Origin of the sequence: Streptomyces sp. PT12 (genome assembly GCF_003311645.1) — a bacterium.
Classification (GTDB): Bacteria; Actinomycetota; Actinomycetes; order Streptomycetales; family Streptomycetaceae; genus Streptomyces.
Window position 1 is genome coordinate 1 of sequence record NZ_QEST01000038.1, and the last position, 213, is coordinate 213.

Sequence of the window (213 nt, forward strand, 5' to 3'; positions counted from 1 at the left end):
TTCGCCAGAGCGGGGATCACGAAGTTGTCCGACCAGAGGGTGCACCCGGTCTGCGGAAGCGCGTAGCCGAGGTTCGGGTTGTCGGCGCGCAGCTGCACCACGTCGCCGGTCCACGCGAAGCAGGCGGCGGTGTCGCCCGAGGCCAACGGCTTCGTGTAGTCGTTGCCGGTGAAGCCCTTGATCTGGCCCGAGTCCTTGGCCTTGCTCAGCTCG

General features: G+C 67.6%; 1 protein-coding gene. It reads right to left on the reverse strand.

Going from position 1 to position 213, the window contains the following annotated elements; genetic code table 11:
- Positions 1-213, reverse strand: a 213-nt coding sequence (locus DEH69_RS04030) for an extracellular solute-binding protein (RefSeq protein WP_113685483.1), incomplete at both ends; no start/stop codon positions are given.